The following is a 14,157-nucleotide window of genomic DNA, read 5'->3' as shown; positions in this document are numbered from 1 at the left end:
CGTGCGACTATCTTAGGCCTGGTGAAACGGGTGTCAATGCCGCCCGGAAAGCCTCGCGAAACGCTGAATCCGTAGTCTTGCGGTGCCGATTTTGCGGGATTTAGCCACGGAACATGTGGAAGCGAGTCGGCGGACTCTTGCGCGGGAGTCACGCCATATTGTAGCGTTTGGATTGTCAGATACGACATCTCGTGCAGTGGTTCTGATCTTTAAGTCCTTATGTACCGGCGTAAACGTTCGGGCGTTCAAGACGCGCCCGGCGAGCCTTAAGGGATTCTGGCGGCACGGGTTTTTGAAGGCTTAGGCATTCGCTGCGAGGCCCCAGGATGGCTGGCGCGCAGCGAGGGAAAGGGTGCAATGACGGTTTTGACCTGGTCCGATGATCGCGTCGAGCAGCTGAAAAAGCTCTGGGAGGCCGGACTTTCGGCCAGCCAGATCGCGGCGGAGCTCGGCAATGTGACCCGCAATGCCGTGATCGGCAAAGTGCACAGGCTCGGCCTCTCGGGCCGCGCCAAGAGCCCATCATCGGCAGCGCCCCGGCCGCGCAAGGCGCGCCCCGCGCAGCACATGATGCGGGTGAGCCGCCCGATCTCGCGCGGCAACACCGCGCTGGCGCAGGCCTTCGAGGTCGAGGCTGAGCCGGATCCGGTCACCTACGACAACGTGGTGCCGATGAGCCAGCGGCTGTCGCTGCTCGAATTGAACGAGGCGACCTGCCACTGGCCGGTCGGCGATCCCTCGAGCCCGGACTTCTTCTTCTGCGGTGGACGGGCGCTGTCCGGCCTGCCCTATTGCGCCCAGCACTCGCGTGTTGCGTACCAGCCGGCGTCGGATCGGCGCCGCGCACCGGTGAAGCCGGGTCCGCGGTAATCACGGCAAGTCGTCGCGCAAAGACAGTTCAATAATTTCAGTGTCGTCCTGGCGAAAGCCAGGACCCATACTCCGAGCACGAAGTAGTCGTGCGAAAGGGGTAACTCGGAGTCTTCGCCAAACCACTCCCTGTGGTTATGGGTCCCGGATCAGCGCTCGCTTGTCCGGGACGACATCGGAGAATGCAGGGACAGCTCGCCAACAAACAAGCCTGCAACCCTACACCTGCTCCGCCTTCGCAAACCGATCATCCAGCGCGTAGCCGGCGCCGCGGACGGTGCGGATCGGGTCTTGCTCGCGGCCGAGATTGAGCAGCTTGCGCAGGCGGCCGATATGCACGTCGACGGTACGCTCGTCGATATAGATGTCGCGGCCCCAGACGCTGTCGAGCAGTTGCTCGCGCGAGAACACCCGGCCCGGGTGCTCCAGGAAGAACTCCAGCAGGCGATATTCGGTCGGACCGAGATCGATCGGCCGGCCTGAGCGCGCCACGCGGCGCTTGTCACGGTCGAGCTCGATGTCGCCAAAAGCAAGCACGGTGGCGAGCCGCTCGGGGCTCGCGCGCCGCAGCAGGCCCTTCACGCGCGCCAGCAGCTCCGGCACCGAGAACGGCTTGACGATGTAATCGTCGGCGCCGGTCGCAAGACCCCGCACCCGCTCGCTCTCCTCGCCGCGCGCGGTGAGCATGATGATCGGGAGCTGCTTGGTCTCGGGACGGGTGCGAAGCCGCCGGCACAGTTCGATGCCCGACAGGCCCGGCAGCATCCAGTCGAGCACGATCAGATCGGGGATGTGCTCCTTGAGGCGGGTGTCGGCGTCGTCGCCGCGCATCACCGTCTCGACGTCATAGCCGTCGCCTTCGAGGTTGTAGCGGAGAAGCTCGGTCAGGGCTTCCTCGTCCTCAACCACCATAATGCGTGCGCCCATCGGGTCGTCGCTCCCTTAAGTCTTCAGGTGTTCGGTACCGTGTTGGCGAAGGTCGTCATGTCGCCCTTCGGCCGCTTGTCGGTGATCGCCTGGCCCTCGATCATGTAGAACACGGTCTCGGCGATGTTGGTGGCGTGGTCGCCGATCCGCTCGATGTTCTTGGCGCAGAACATCAGGTGAATACAGAACGAGATGTTGCGCGGATCCTCCATCATGTAGGTGAGGAGCTCGCGGAACAACGAGGTGCAGATGGCGTCGACTTCCTCGTCGCCCTTCCACACCGCCATCGCCGCCGGCAAATCATGCGCGGCATAGGCGTCCAGCACCGACTTGACCTGCTGCTGCACGAGGTCGGTCATGTGCTCGAGGCCGCGGAACAGCTTGAGCGGATGGAAGTCCGTTTCCAGCGCCGCGACGCGCTTGCCCATGTTCTTGGCGAGGTCGCCGATGCGCTCGAGATCAGTCGCGACGCGCATGGCGCCGACGATCTCGCGCAGATCGACCGCCATCGGCTGGCGGCGGGCGATGGTGAGCACCGCACGCTCCTCGATGCGCTTCTGCAGCGCGTCGAGCTCGGTGTCGATGGCAACGACGCGCTGGCCGAGCGGGACGTCGCGGCGGATCAGCGCGTCGACGGACTCGACGATCATGCGCTCGGCGATGCCGCCCATCTCGGCGACCAGGCGGGTGAGTTCCTGGAGGTCGGTGTCGAAAGCCTTTGCGGTATGTTCGGAAGCCATGTCGCGTCTCCTCAGCCGAACCGGCCGGTGATGTAATCCTGCGTGCGCCGGTCGGTCGGCGACGTGAAGATCTTGCTGGTGTCGTCGAACTCGATCAGCTCGCCGAGATACATGAAGGCGGTCTTGTCGGAGACGCGCGCCGCCTGCTGCATGTTGTGGGTGACGATCGCGATCGTGTAATCCTCGGACAGCTCCTGGATCAGCTCCTCGACCTTGGCGGTCGAGATCGGGTCGAGCGCCGAACAGGGTTCGTCGAACAGGATCACCTCGGGCCGCACCGCGACGGTGCGGGCGATGCAGAGGCGCTGCTGCTGGCCGCCGGAGAGCGACAGGCCGGAGGCGTTGAGCTTGTCCTTGACCTCGTTCCACAGCGCGCCGCCGCGCAGCGCCTTCTCGACGCGGCCGTCCATTTCGGACTTCGAGATCTTCTCATACAGGCGGATGCCGAACGCGATGTTCTCGTAGATCGTCATCGGGAACGGCGTCGGCTTCTGGAACACCATGCCGACGCGGGCGCGCAGCAAATTGAGGTCCAGCTTGCCGTCGAGGATGTTGGTCTGGTCGAGCATCAGCTGACCAGTGGCGCGCTGGCCGGGATAGAGGTCGTACATCCGGTTGAAGATGCGCAGCAGGGTCGACTTGCCGCAGCCCGACGGACCGATGAACGCCGTGACGCGATTGGCGCCCAGCGTCAGGTTGATGTTCTTCAGCGCGTGGTGCTCGCCGTAATAGAAGTTCAGGTTGCGCACGGTCACCTTCGGGGGCGCCTCCGGCAGCACCGGCGCGTGGGGCAGCCCACCGGCCGCGCTCATCGATACGGAAAGATCACTCATTTTGCGGTCCTCTCGGCGCCAAGGATGCGCGCGCCAATATTAAGGGCAAGAACGGTCAGGGTGATGAGCAGCGCCCCGCTCCAGGCCAATTGCTTCCAATAGGCATAGGGGCTCTGCACGAAGTTGTTGATGGTGACAGGCAGGTTCGCCATCGTCTTATTCAGGCCGAGGCTGAAGAACTGGTTCGACAGCGCGGTGAACAGCAGCGGCGCAGTTTCACCGGCGACGCGAGCGGTTGCGAGCAGCACGCCGGTGATGAGGCCGGAGCGCGCGGCGCGATAAGCGATCCGCTTGATCACCAGCGAACGCGGCAGGCCGAGCGCCGAGGCCGCCTCGCGCAGCGCGTTCGGCACCAGCAGCAGCATGTCCTCGGTCGTGCGCAGCACCACCGGGATCACGATGACCGCGAGCGCGAGCGAGCCTGCGATCGCCGAGAAGCCGCGCATCGGCACCACCACCGCGCCGTAGATGAACAGGCCGATGATGATCGAGGGCGCCGAGAGCAGGATGTCGTTGATGAAGCGGATCACCGAGGTCAGCCGGTCATTGCGGCCGTATTCGGCGAGATAGGTGCCGGCGAACATGCCGAGCGGCGCGCCAATGCCGACGCCGATCACGGTCATGATCAGCGAGCCGACGATGGCGTTGAGCAGGCCGCCCTCGTTCGATCCGGGAGGCGGCGTGTTCTCGGTGAACAGCTGGACATTGAGTCCCGCCAGTCCATTGTAGAGCAGCGTGATCAGGATCAGCGCGAGCCAGGTGACGCCGAAGGCCGTTGCGGCGATGCAGAGCCCGCGAACGACGATGTCCTTGCGGCGGCGGCGTGAATAGATCGGATTCATGGCGCTAGTTCCCCGCCTTCTTTTCCAGCCGCATCAGCATCAGCCGCGCCGCTGCAAGCACGAAGAAGGTCAGCACGAACAGCAGGAGACCGAGCAGGATCAGGCCGGACTGGTGCAGGCCGTCGCTCTCGGCGAACTCGGATGCGATCGCCGCCGAGATCGTGGTGCCCGGCGCGAAGATCGACGACGAGATCCGGAACGAGTTGCCGATGATGAAGGTCACCGCCATGGTCTCGCCGAGCGCCCGGCCGAGCGCCAGCATGACGCCGCCGATGACGCCGACGCGGGTGTAGGGGATCACCACGCTGCGGACGACTTCCCAGGTGGTGCAGCCAACGCCGTAGGCGGCTTCCTTCAGGACCGGAGGCACGGTCTTGAACACGTCGACCGAGATCGAGGTGATGAAGGGCAGCACCATGATGGCGAGGATCAGCGCGGCATTGAACAGGCTGAGATAGGACGGGGGACCTGCGAAGATCGCGCCCAGCACGGGCACGCCGTCGAAGATCTTGATCATGAAGGGCTGGAACGTGTTGGCGAGGAACGGACCCAACACGAAGAAGCCCCACATGCCGTAGATGATCGAGGGGATGCCGGCGAGCAGCTCGATCGCCATGCCGATCGGGCGGCGCAGCCATTGCGGGCAGAGCTCGGTGAGGAAGATCGCAATGCCGAGACCCACGGGGATGGCGATCAGCATCGCGATGAAGGAGGTGACGAGCGTGCCGTACATCGGCCCGAGCGCGCCGAGCACCGGCGGATCAGCGGACGGCGCCCAGCGCTGCGTCCACAGGAAAGAGACTCCGAATTCCTTCATCGCGGGGAAGGCGCCGACGATCAGCGAAATGATGATGCCGCCGAGGATCAGAAGCACCGAGATCGCGGAGAGCCGCGTGATCCAGTAGAAGGTAACGTCGCCGAGCTTGAACGCGCTCAAGGCCTTGGCGCGATCATAAGGTCCGGCGTCGTCGATTACATCGCTCTGAACGGCCATCTCTGCCACGCCGATCCCCTGTACTAAAATAGTATACGTTTTTTGTTGGTCCGTGCCCCGGATGCGGCTCAGCGCATCCGGGGCACGAGCGTCGCGAACCTAGCTCTTGATTTCGGCAGCCCAGGTCTTCTCGATCAGCTGAACGACCGGGTCCGGCATCGGGATGTAGTCGAGCTCTTCAGCCGCCTTGCCGCCGTTCTTGAAGGCCCAGCGGAAGAACTTGATGGCTTCCTGCGAGGCCGCCTTGTCGGTGGCGTCCTTGTGCATGAGGATGAAGGTCGCCGCCGTGATCGGCCAGGACTTCTCGCCGGGCTGGTCGGTCAGGATGACGTAGTAGCCGGGAGCCTTGGCCCAGTCGGCGTTGGAGGCGGCCGCCTGGAAGGCTTCGACGGTGGGCTGCACCGGCTTGCCGGCCTTGTTGACGAGGCCGGTGTAGGTCAGCTTGTTCTGCTTGGCATAGGCGTACTCGACGTAGCCGATCGAGTTCTTGGTCTGGCTGATGTTGCCGGACACGCCTTCGTTGCCCTTGGCGCCGACGCCGACCGGCCACTCGACCGCGGTACCCTCACCGACCTTGCTCTTCCAGTCCGCGCTGGCCTTGGCGAGGTAGTTGGTGAAGTTGAAGGTGGTGCCAGAGCCGTCCGAACGGCGGACCACGGTGATGGCCTCCGAGGGCAGCTTCACGTTCGGGTTGAGCTTTTTGATCGCGGCGTCATCCCATTTGGTGATCTTGCCGAGATAGATGCTGGCCAGCGTCTCGCCGTCGAACACCATCTCGCCGGGCTTCACGCCCTCGATGTTGACGACGGGAACGATGGCACCCATCACCATCGGCCACTGGACGAGGCCGTCCTTCTCGAGCTGCTCGGCCTTGAGCGGCGCGTCGCTGGCGCCGAAGGTCACGGTCTTGGCCTGGATCTGCTTGATGCCGCCGCCGGAGCCGATCGACTGGTAGTTCAGACCGTTGCCGGTCTCCTTCTTATAGGCGTCAGCCCATTTGGAATAGATCGGGAACGGGAACGTCGCACCGGCACCGGTGATATCGGCAGCAAAGGCCGCCGTCGTCGATGCGGCGACCATGCCAGCAGCGACGAGTGTTTTGAGGAAATTCATGCTGGTCTCCATACAGGGGAGCGAAGCGCCATCCGCGCCCGATCGCGCTCCCCGTGCCGCCCCTTTAGGAGCGGACAGCTGAGCTTTTACGAAGGTTTGGTGACAGTCGGATGACAGCGTTAAGCAGCTGAAATCGCTGGAATTTAGCTCAGAGCCGCAGGCTTGCCCTGGGGGAAACAGGCGGTGAAAGTGGCGCCCTGTTTGGGCACGCTTTCGATCAAAAGCCGGCCGCGATGGCGGTTAAGAATATGTTTCACCAGGGATAATCCGAGGCCGGTGCCGCCCTGCGAGCGGCTATCGCCGACATCGACCCGGTAGAACCGTTCGGTTAGCCGCGGCAGGTGCTCCGGCGCGATGCCGGGGCCGAAATCCCGGACCAGGACCCGGATTTCCTGAGTTCCATCAGGGGCGGCGCCTGGCATCAGCGACACGATGACGCGACCGCCCGCGGCGCCGTATTTGAGCGCGTTCTCGATCAAATTCTCGAACAGGCGGAGCAGCTCCTCGCGGTCCCCCGCGATCAGTACCGGGGTCTCAGGGAGCTGGGTCTCGACCCCGACCTGGCGTTCCCGCGCCAGCGGCTCGAGCCCGTCGGCGACCTGCAAGATGATCGGCAGCAGGTCGACCAGGGTGTCGGGCCGCACATGGGCGGACAGTTCCACCCGCGACAGCGACAGCAGATCGTCGATCAGGCGCGCCATCCGGGTGGCCTGGTTGTGCATGATGCCGAGGAAGCGCTCGCGCGCCTTGGGATCGTCCTTGGCCTGGCCCTGGAGCGTGTCGATGAAGCCGGACAGCGCGGCCAGCGGCGTGCGCAGCTCGTGGCTGGCATTGGCGACGAAATCGGCCCGCATCTCCTCGACCCGACGCAGCGGCGTCTGGTCGTGGAAGGTCATCAGCATGCATTTGTCGGCGCCGCCGAAGGTGGTCGGCACCGGCACCGGCGTGATGGTCAGCTCCATCCAGCGATCGACCGGGACATGGTCGAGATAGGTCGCGCGCCGCGGCTCGGTGGTCGCGATCGACTCGCGCAGCGCCGTGATGATCTCGGGCGAGCGCAGCGCGAACTGGGCAAGCTCATTCCGGCGCAGCGCCGGCGCGAGCTGGGCGGCAGCAGCGTTGAGATGGATGACGCGGCCGGCGCGGTCGAGCAGCACCGCGGGATCGGGCATGCCGGCGACCACCGCGGCGACCGCCGCGCTCTCGACCGGATTGACGCGGCGGGTCTCTTCGCGCGAGGCGGCAGTATCGTGCAGGCGCCACGGGATCAGCGCTGCGGCCGCGACGCAGAAGAACACTGCGATGGCATGCAGTGCCGACAATTCGCCCAGCGAGACCACCACCGACAGCGCCAGCGCCGCGGCGATCAGGATGACGGTCGAGTGCCGCAGCCGGTCGGACCAGGGCTGGGAGGAGGGAGAAGATGGGGCGTCGATCGCCATCGGGGCGGGCTTCTCCAAAGGACGTTGCGCCGGTCAGGCGCCGCTGTCGCTGCGCTTTCTCACGTAAGCGGCTTTAGGCGCGGGCCCGGGGTCGAGCTTGAGCGCCGCCTGCTGCAGGCGCTTCGATCGTGCGCCGATGATAACTTCGCGAAACGTCAGCAAGATTACAGATATGACGAAAGGGGACAGATAATAGAGGACGCGGAACAGCAGCATCCCGCCCAGCAGCTCCTCGCGGTCCATCTGCCAGAGCCCGACCAGCATGGCCGCGTCGAACACGCCAAGGCCTCCGGGCGAATGGCTGGCAAAGCCGAGCAGCGTGGCCGAGACGAAGATCACCGCGACCACCACGAAGCCGAGATTGGGCTCGTCCGGGACCAGCACGTACATCGCCAGCGCGCAGAAGCCGAGATCGATGATGCCGATCGCGATCTGGAGCAGCGTCAGCGGGCCGCCCGGCAGCATCACGGTCCAGGGCCCGCGGCCGACCATCCGGGGCTGGGTCCAGACCCAGACCACGTAGGCGACCAGCCCGACGATGATCATCATCGCCAGCATCCGGTTCAGCCACGGCGGAAGCATGTCGATCGAGGCCGCGGCCTCCGGATGATAGGAGATGCCGAGGCCCAGCACCGCGGCATTGCCGAGCCAGAAGGTCAGGCCGGCGAGGAAGCAGATCTTTGCGACGTCGATCGCGTTCAGGCCGTAGGCGGAATAGATGCGGTAGCGCACCGCGCCGCCGGTGAAGACGCTGGCGCCGACATTGTGGCCGATCGAATAGCTGGTGAAGGCGGCGAGCGCGTTGATGCGATAGGGGACGTGGGCGTGGCCGATCGCGCGCACGGCGAACAGGTCGTAGAAGGTCAGCGTGAAATAGCCCGCGGCGACGAACAAAGCCGCCAGCGCAATCTGGCTCGGCTCGGTGCTCTTGATCGCTTCGAGGACTTCGTTGACATCGATGCCGCGCAGCATGTGGTAGAGCACATAGCAAGCGATGCCGATGACAGCGACGCTGATCACAACTCCAAGCTTATGCAGGATTTGCTTCTGGCGCAGAAACGTCATCGCTCTGCGTATGGCTTCCAGCATCTAGACCTCGAACAACGCTTCAGCGGCCGGGGTGGCCAGCGAACAGGCGGACGACGCACGGGCACTCGACGAATCCTCGTCAGCGGCTCCGGCATCGCGCATGCCCCCTGCCCCTCCACTAGCGCGTTTTGGGGCGGAGTGGAATTCGACAATTCGAACAAAAAGTCGTGGCTTCAAGGTTTTAGGCAGGTTGCGGGCTCCTGATGCACGGTTTGGCGCTTTCGGCGGCAAGCCTGACGCGAATCTCCATGGCAATCCTGCGCAGACGCCATGAAGTTTTGATGATTTCGGCCGTACAATGTTCCGTCACGGCTTAAGTCGAAATCAATCTATGGGCGGGATTCCGCTGTTGAAAGAGGGTCGCTCCGCGCGCGGCCGCTGCGGCGCGCACGATTACGTGGCCGACGGCTCGCGCTCGATCATCCGGTTGCACTGCGACATCACAGACGTCATCGCGGCCGCCGGCCAGCGGCCGCGATGAGCATGTCGTTCGGAGGTAGCGTTCTGCTCAGGCCGCAAGCTGCGGGCGCACCGCCTCGATGCCCGCGATCCAGCCGGCGACGGAGCGCCCGATCGCCTCGGGGTGATCCTCCTGGAGGAAATGCAGGCCGGCGCCGAGACGAACCAGCGCGCAGTGCTTCAGGGAGGCTGCAAACCGTTCGGCAAATTCCGGTGCGACCAGAGCTCCGGGCTCGCCGGTGAACAGGAGCTTTGGATAGGACGACGCGGTCAGCGCTGCATGCGCGGACTGGAGCGCCTCATAGACGTCAGCAGGCTCGCCTGCGATCGGCAGTTCGCGCGGAAGCGCAAGAACGGGCCGGCGGCTCTCCGGTGTCAGGAACGGCGTGCGATAGGGCGCCATCTCGTCCTCGCTGAGCTTGCGCACGATGCCGCCCGGCAGCACGCGCTCGACGAAGGCATTCGCCTCGAGGATCATCGCCTCGCCCTCGCCCGGCGTCCTGAATTTACGGAAGGCCGCCCGCGCCGCCTCGGCATGCTCCTGCTCTTCGGCAACCTCGGTGTCGTGGAAGTCCTGCCAGGTCGGCATCGGACGGATGAACTCCATGAAAGCGAGGCCGCGCACAAAATCCGGCCGGCGCTCCGCAAGATGAAATGCGAGCGCCGTGCCCCAATCCTGCGCGACCAGATATGCCGACGTAAGGCCGCGCTGTTCGATGAAGGCATCGAGATAGCGGACGTGGTCGAAGAAGCGGTAGTCGATGTCGGGCTTGTCGGACTGACCGAAGCCGATGTTGTCGGGCGCGAGGCAATGCGCGACCGGTGACACCAAGGGCATGATGTTGCGCCAGATGTACGAGGAAGTCGGATTGCCGTGCAGGAAGAGCGCGACCGGCGCGTTCTGCGCGCCTGCCTCACGATAGGCCATGCTGCTTCCGAGGACGGACGCTTTGCGAATCTTGATCTCGATCTGCTTGGTCATGTCAGCTCCTTGAACACGGTTTGGAATGCGATGGTCTTGAAACGTTCGAGCGCTTTGGGATTGCGGTCGACCTTCATGCGCAGGATCGCGCCCTGCCAGGACGCGAGCAGGAAGTCGGCGAGCTCCTCAGGCTCGAAATCGGAGGCAATCTCGCCGCTGGTTTGGGCATCCCTGATGCAGGCGGCGAACGGCATGCGCCATTCAGCAAAGATGGCCGCGAGGCGCCCGCGCAGCATCTCGCTGCTGCCGGTCGCCTCCAGACTGAGATCGCCAATCAGGCAGCCGCGGCCGTAGCCGTCCGCTTCGAGCCGGCCAGTGATGATGTCCAGGTAGCGCTTCAGCCGCGCCCGCGGGGTCAGCGAGGTGTCGTCGAGCGCCTCGGCGACCAGCGCCCTTGTGATCTCGAAGTAGCGGTCGAGCACCTCGGAGGCGAATGCTTCCTTTGAGCGGAAATGATTGGTGAAGGACCCCTGCGGCGCGCCCGCAGCAGTGGTGACGTCGCGCACGCTGGTGCCGTGATAGCCGGTCCGAAACATGACCTTCAGGCCGGCGTCGAGAATGGCGTCTTTGAGTGAGGGCTTTGGCATGGCGTTATAATACGTACGTACGTATTGATGTCAAGCGCCACGTCCTCGCCCTTGAAATCTGATGGCGGAGCAGGTGATGAGCGCGATAGCGGGCGCGCGTTTGCCTCTCAGCTCAGCCGCTCAGGCCGGCGGCATGCTGCGCGCGACCACCCGATCGCGCAGCCAGGCGCCAATGGCGCCGCCGACGAGATAGCAGGCGAACATGATCAGGCCGAGGTCGAGCCAGTAGCCGAAGCGGCCGGGGACCACATGCGCGAACGAGGCCGCGACCAGGCCGGCAACAAACACGGCGAGCCAGCGCGCGGTCACCTTCGAGGTGCCGTTGCCGCGTTGGACCACCGAGATCCAGCCCATGCAGAAGCCGAGTAGCAGCGAGCCGATCAGCCAGCCCAGATGGAACGAGACGAGATAGGGCATCGTCACCTCACCAGAAATTCGATGCGGCGGTTCTGCGCCTTGGCGTCTTCGCTGTCATTACCGGCGACCGGCTGCGTGCTGCCGTAGCCGACCGCGGTGAAGCGGCTGGCAGGCAGGCCGGCCTTGACCAGATAGTCGATCACCGCCTGCGCGCGCTTCTCCGAGAGTGCCTGGTTGAAGGAATCCTCGCCGTCGGCATCGGTATGCCCGGCGACCTCGATATTGGTGGTGGGACAGCGCAATGCCGTCTCGATCAGATGATCGAGAATGCCGGCGGAATCCGGATCGATCTCGGCGCGCTTCGCCCCGAAGCGAATCTTGGCCTTGGCCAAAAGCTCGGAGAACAATTGCTGGCACACGGTGCCGTCGACCGGCCCGGCCGCGGGTTTCACCGTGATTTCCGGCTTGTACTGCCAGTTTTTCGGAAAATCCTTGCCGAGGCTTGCGCGGATGTCGTTGGCGGCACCTTCATAGAGCGCATCGCCCGACAGCTTCACCTCGCGGTCGGACACGACGAGCGTGCCGGTCGACAGTCGCGACAGCGCGCCGAGCGCCGCGACCACGGCGGGGCTGAAGGAGCCGGGCGCGCCGACGCTGGCCTTGAGATTGTCGACGATTTTTTCGTTGAAGAATTTCCGCGACGCGCTGGTGGCGATGGCCGCGTGGACATTGTTGTCGGGAACATAGCCGGTCAGCGTCACCGTCGCAGCCACCGGATCCTTGTAGGCCTGGAAGACGTAAGGCGGCGCCTTGACGTCGTTGGCGGCGATCGAAAAGCCCTCGGGCAGGTTTTTCAGCGCCGCTGCGACCGCTTCGCGGCCGCCGAGATCGCGCGCCATCCCCGACAGAGTGACTTTGGTGTCCGTGATCGTGATCTTGCCGTCCTTGAGCTTGCCGATCTGATCGAGCAGCAGCATCGCAGCCGCCTCGAACCGCGGCGGTGCACCGCGCGCCAAACCCATCTGATCGGCCACCTCGGTACCGGCGACCTCCTTGCGGGCCGCCTCAGTCAGGCGGCCCTTCATCGACGGCAGGGGCGCGGAGCCTGACAGCGTGACCCGCACCACGTCGCGTTCGGCGTTCCAGACGAAGGGCTTTGCCTCGGGCACAAGGCGGGTCCGGTCGTCGACCAGGCGCACGCCGGGCACGGTCTCGACCGCCACAACAGCGTCGCGGCGACCCTCCTCGGAAAACGCGTCCGCAGCCAGGCTGACGTCGCGGCCGTCCACCGCGATCCGGGTCTTGTCCAGAACGGTGTCCTTCAGAGCCGCCGAGCTGCGGGCGGAAAGGTCCGCCTCGACCGGCAAAGTGTTATTCCAGGCCGCAAATCCCCACATGACGGCCAGGGGGATGAGCCCCGGCCACCATTTGCTGGCCCACCTGAAAAGCTTCTGCATTCGACGACCCGAACTCTGGAACCGGAGACAAAACAAACCCTTGGCGGGCTGTCAAACCGGAAATGACGCCCTTCCGAAGGCCGGGCGTGGACAATTGGAATAACTTTTTCTTCAAGGGTTCTTCCGTAAGTTGAAGGCGGAATGCCAAAGTCCGCCAGCGGGTCATGAAACAACTCCGTAACAACGTCATCCGCGCCGGGCTGGAAGCACTCTATTTCAGCGGCGCCCACCACCTGTTGCGGCCGCTTTTGTCGGGCGTCGGCGCCATTTTCATGCTGCATCACGTGCGGCCGGCCCGCGCGGCGGCGTTCCAGCCGAACAGGCATCTCGAAGTCACCCCCGAATTCCTGCGCGCGACCCTGCGTCATCTGCGCTCGCGCGAGATCGACATCGTCAGCATGGACGAGCTGCATGAGCGGCTGGTGCGGCGCCGGTTCGACCGCCGCTTCGCCGCCTTCACGCTCGACGATGGCTATCGCGACAATCTCGATTTTGCGCTGCCGGTTCTGCGCGAATTTGACGCGCCTCTGGCGGTCTATGTCGCCAGCGATTTCGCGGAGGGCACGGGCCGGCTGTGGTGGGAGGCGCTGGAGGCCGTCATCGCCAAGACCGAGCAGATCGAGGTGACGATCGGCAATGCCGCGCTGCGGCTCGATGCGACGACGCCAGCCGCCAAGCAGGCGGCGTTCGACCGCCTGCACGACTGGTTGCGCGCGCTGCCCGGCGAGCACGATCTCAAGCGCGAGATCGAGGCGCTCTGCACGAAATACGGCGTCGACATGGCCGCGCTGTGCCGCAGCCTCTGCCTGTCCTGGGAGGAGGTGAAGACATTTGCCGCCGATCCCCTGGTCACGATCGGCGCGCATTCCGTCAGCCATTGCAATCTCGCCAAGCAAAGCGAAGCGATCGCCACGCAGGAGATGGCCGTGAGCCGCGCGCGAATCGAGCAGGCGCTGGGCCGCAACGTTCAACATCTGGCCTATCCCTATGGCGATCGCGAGGCGGCGGGCGAGCGTGAATTCGTGCTCGCTGCATCCGCCGGCTTCAAGACCGCGGTGACGACGCGGCCCGGCATGCTGTTCGCCGAAAACGCCGGCCACATGACCGCGCTGCCACGGGTCTCGCTCAACGGCAATTACCAGGACACGCGGATTCTGCCGGTGCTGACCTCGGGCGCTGCGACCGCGATGTGGAACGGCTTCCGCAGGATCGCGGCGGCGTAGTTTCGAATCTCCGCTGTCGTCCCGAATTCAGCCGTCGTCCTGGCGAAAGCCAGGACCCATTGACACCGCTGTCCATTTTGCGACGCGCTCGGGCCACAGCTCATTCAAACAACTCTATCCTGGGGTAATGGGTCCTGGCTTTCGCCAGGACGACGATGCGGCGCCTTCCTTGACTCCCCTCCCCACCCCCCCCCCCACCCCCGCAAACAAAAAGATGCACCAAATTTAAAAGAATGTTGTAG

15 protein-coding genes are annotated in these 14,157 nt (G+C 64.6%); 3 read left to right on the top strand and 12 right to left on the bottom strand.

The genetic code is table 11. From position 1 onward, the window contains the following. Positions 1–357: 357 nt before the first annotated feature. Complete coding sequence (locus tag AC0L3K_RS32710) at positions 358–870, top strand: GcrA family cell cycle regulator (RefSeq protein ID WP_007597869.1); 513 nt, start codon at positions 358–360, stop codon at positions 868–870. A gap of 219 nt (positions 871–1,089) precedes the next feature. Here AC0L3K_RS32710 and phoB read toward each other — a convergent pair whose 3' ends face one another. The 8 genes from phoB to AC0L3K_RS32670 form a co-directional block, all read right to left on the bottom strand. Then, entirely contained in the window at positions 1,090–1,797 is a 708-nt protein-coding gene (gene phoB / locus AC0L3K_RS32705; RefSeq protein WP_007597871.1) for a phosphate regulon transcriptional regulator PhoB, read from the bottom strand. Between the two features lie 23 nt (positions 1,798–1,820). Then, positions 1,821–2,537 (bottom strand): phosphate signaling complex protein PhoU, encoded by a 717-nt coding sequence (phoU, locus tag AC0L3K_RS32700; RefSeq protein WP_007597873.1) that lies wholly within the window; start codon positions 2,535–2,537, stop codon positions 1,821–1,823. Positions 2,538–2,548: 11 nt separating this feature from the next. After that, positions 2,549–3,370, bottom strand: coding sequence for a phosphate ABC transporter ATP-binding protein PstB (gene pstB, locus AC0L3K_RS32695; protein WP_007597875.1), 822 nt, complete (start codon positions 3,368–3,370; stop codon positions 2,549–2,551). Then, positions 3,367–4,212: a phosphate ABC transporter permease PstA gene (pstA, locus tag AC0L3K_RS32690; protein ID WP_007597877.1), complete on the bottom strand. Its 846-nt coding sequence runs from the start codon at positions 4,210–4,212 to the stop codon at positions 3,367–3,369. The genes pstB and pstA overlap by 4 nt, the downstream gene beginning before the upstream one ends. A gap of 4 nt (positions 4,213–4,216) precedes the next feature. Continuing rightward, entirely contained in the window at positions 4,217–5,206 is a 990-nt protein-coding gene (gene pstC, locus AC0L3K_RS32685) for a phosphate ABC transporter permease subunit PstC (RefSeq protein ID WP_007615692.1), read from the bottom strand. Positions 5,207–5,305: 99 nt separating this feature from the next. Beyond that, the gene (pstS, locus tag AC0L3K_RS32680; protein WP_473367581.1) at positions 5,306–6,319 is read right to left on the bottom strand and encodes a phosphate ABC transporter substrate-binding protein PstS; all 1,014 of its coding nucleotides are present in this window, start codon (positions 6,317–6,319) and stop codon (positions 5,306–5,308) included. Between the two features lie 143 nt (positions 6,320–6,462). Continuing rightward, positions 6,463–7,761: an ATP-binding protein gene (locus AC0L3K_RS32675; protein WP_473367580.1), complete on the bottom strand. Its 1,299-nt coding sequence runs from the start codon at positions 7,759–7,761 to the stop codon at positions 6,463–6,465. Positions 7,762–7,794: 33 nt separating this feature from the next. Beyond that, positions 7,795–8,850: a putative bifunctional lysylphosphatidylglycerol flippase/synthetase gene (locus AC0L3K_RS32670; RefSeq protein WP_007597887.1), complete on the bottom strand. Its 1,056-nt coding sequence runs from the start codon at positions 8,848–8,850 to the stop codon at positions 7,795–7,797. Between the two features lie 349 nt (positions 8,851–9,199). Between AC0L3K_RS32670 and AC0L3K_RS32665 the strand changes: the two genes are divergently transcribed. Beyond that, positions 9,200–9,331, top strand: a complete 132-nt coding sequence (locus tag AC0L3K_RS32665; RefSeq protein ID WP_283843401.1) for a hypothetical protein — start codon at positions 9,200–9,202, stop codon at positions 9,329–9,331. A gap of 27 nt (positions 9,332–9,358) precedes the next feature. On the opposite strand, the gene AC0L3K_RS32660 is transcribed toward AC0L3K_RS32665, so the two are convergent. The 4 genes from AC0L3K_RS32660 to AC0L3K_RS32645 all read right to left on the bottom strand — a co-directional run bounded on the left by AC0L3K_RS32660 (position 9,359) and on the right by AC0L3K_RS32645 (position 12,692). Beyond that, complete coding sequence (locus tag AC0L3K_RS32660) at positions 9,359–10,291, bottom strand: haloalkane dehalogenase (protein WP_473367579.1); 933 nt, start codon at positions 10,289–10,291, stop codon at positions 9,359–9,361. Further along, positions 10,288–10,878 (bottom strand): TetR/AcrR family transcriptional regulator, encoded by a 591-nt coding sequence (locus tag AC0L3K_RS32655; protein WP_007597889.1) that lies wholly within the window; start codon positions 10,876–10,878, stop codon positions 10,288–10,290. Before AC0L3K_RS32655 ends, AC0L3K_RS32660 begins: the two co-directional genes overlap by 4 nt. Positions 10,879–10,998: 120 nt before the next feature. Then, complete coding sequence (locus AC0L3K_RS32650) at positions 10,999–11,295, bottom strand: hypothetical protein (RefSeq protein ID WP_007597890.1); 297 nt, start codon at positions 11,293–11,295, stop codon at positions 10,999–11,001. 2 nt (positions 11,296–11,297) lie between these two features. Beyond that, on the bottom strand, positions 11,298–12,692 hold the full coding sequence (locus AC0L3K_RS32645) for an OmpA family protein (protein ID WP_007597891.1): 1,395 nt from the start codon (positions 12,690–12,692) through the stop codon (positions 11,298–11,300). Between the two features lie 164 nt (positions 12,693–12,856). On the opposite strand from AC0L3K_RS32645, the gene AC0L3K_RS32640 reads away from it, so the two are divergent. Next, a complete protein-coding gene (locus AC0L3K_RS32640; protein ID WP_007597893.1) occupies positions 12,857–13,915 on the top strand; it encodes a polysaccharide deacetylase family protein in 1,059 nt (352 codons plus the stop codon). Positions 13,916–14,157: the final 242 nt, after the last annotated feature.

The sequence above is a fragment of the Bradyrhizobium sp. MI1.10 genome, assembly GCF_055811035.1.
The sequence above is the reverse complement of the archived record's forward strand: the minus strand, read 5'-3'. Positions and strand labels throughout refer to the sequence as shown.

What these genes read in the sequence shown, in the direction of transcription:
- AC0L3K_RS32710 (WP_007597869.1), top strand. Translation starts at nt 358, where the DNA reads ATGACGGTTTTGACCTGGTCCGATGATCGCGTCGAGCAGCTGAAAAAG.
- phoB (WP_007597871.1), bottom strand. Translation starts at nt 1,797, where the DNA reads ATGGGCGCACGCATTATGGTGGTTGAGGACGAGGAAGCCCTGACCGAG.
- phoU (WP_007597873.1), bottom strand. Translation starts at nt 2,537, where the DNA reads ATGGCTTCCGAACATACCGCAAAGGCTTTCGACACCGACCTCCAGGAA.
- pstB (WP_007597875.1), bottom strand. Translation starts at nt 3,370, where the DNA reads ATGAGTGATCTTTCCGTATCGATGAGCGCGGCCGGTGGGCTGCCCCAC.
- pstA (WP_007597877.1), bottom strand. Translation starts at nt 4,212, where the DNA reads ATGAATCCGATCTATTCACGCCGCCGCCGCAAGGACATCGTCGTTCGC.
- pstC (WP_007615692.1), bottom strand. Translation starts at nt 5,206, where the DNA reads ATGGCCGTTCAGAGCGATGTAATCGACGACGCCGGACCTTATGATCGC.
- pstS (WP_473367581.1), bottom strand. Translation starts at nt 6,319, where the DNA reads ATGAATTTCCTCAAAACACTCGTCGCTGCTGGCATGGTCGCCGCATCG.
- AC0L3K_RS32675 (WP_473367580.1), bottom strand. Translation starts at nt 7,761, where the DNA reads ATGGCGATCGACGCCCCATCTTCTCCCTCCTCCCAGCCCTGGTCCGAC.
- AC0L3K_RS32670 (WP_007597887.1), bottom strand. Translation starts at nt 8,850, where the DNA reads ATGCTGGAAGCCATACGCAGAGCGATGACGTTTCTGCGCCAGAAGCAA.
- AC0L3K_RS32660 (WP_473367579.1), bottom strand. Translation starts at nt 10,291, where the DNA reads ATGACCAAGCAGATCGAGATCAAGATTCGCAAAGCGTCCGTCCTCGGA.
- AC0L3K_RS32655 (WP_007597889.1), bottom strand. Translation starts at nt 10,878, where the DNA reads ATGCCAAAGCCCTCACTCAAAGACGCCATTCTCGACGCCGGCCTGAAG.
- AC0L3K_RS32650 (WP_007597890.1), bottom strand. Translation starts at nt 11,295, where the DNA reads ATGCCCTATCTCGTCTCGTTCCATCTGGGCTGGCTGATCGGCTCGCTG.
- AC0L3K_RS32645 (WP_007597891.1), bottom strand. Translation starts at nt 12,692, where the DNA reads ATGCAGAAGCTTTTCAGGTGGGCCAGCAAATGGTGGCCGGGGCTCATC.
- AC0L3K_RS32640 (WP_007597893.1), top strand. Translation starts at nt 12,857, where the DNA reads ATGAAACAACTCCGTAACAACGTCATCCGCGCCGGGCTGGAAGCACTC.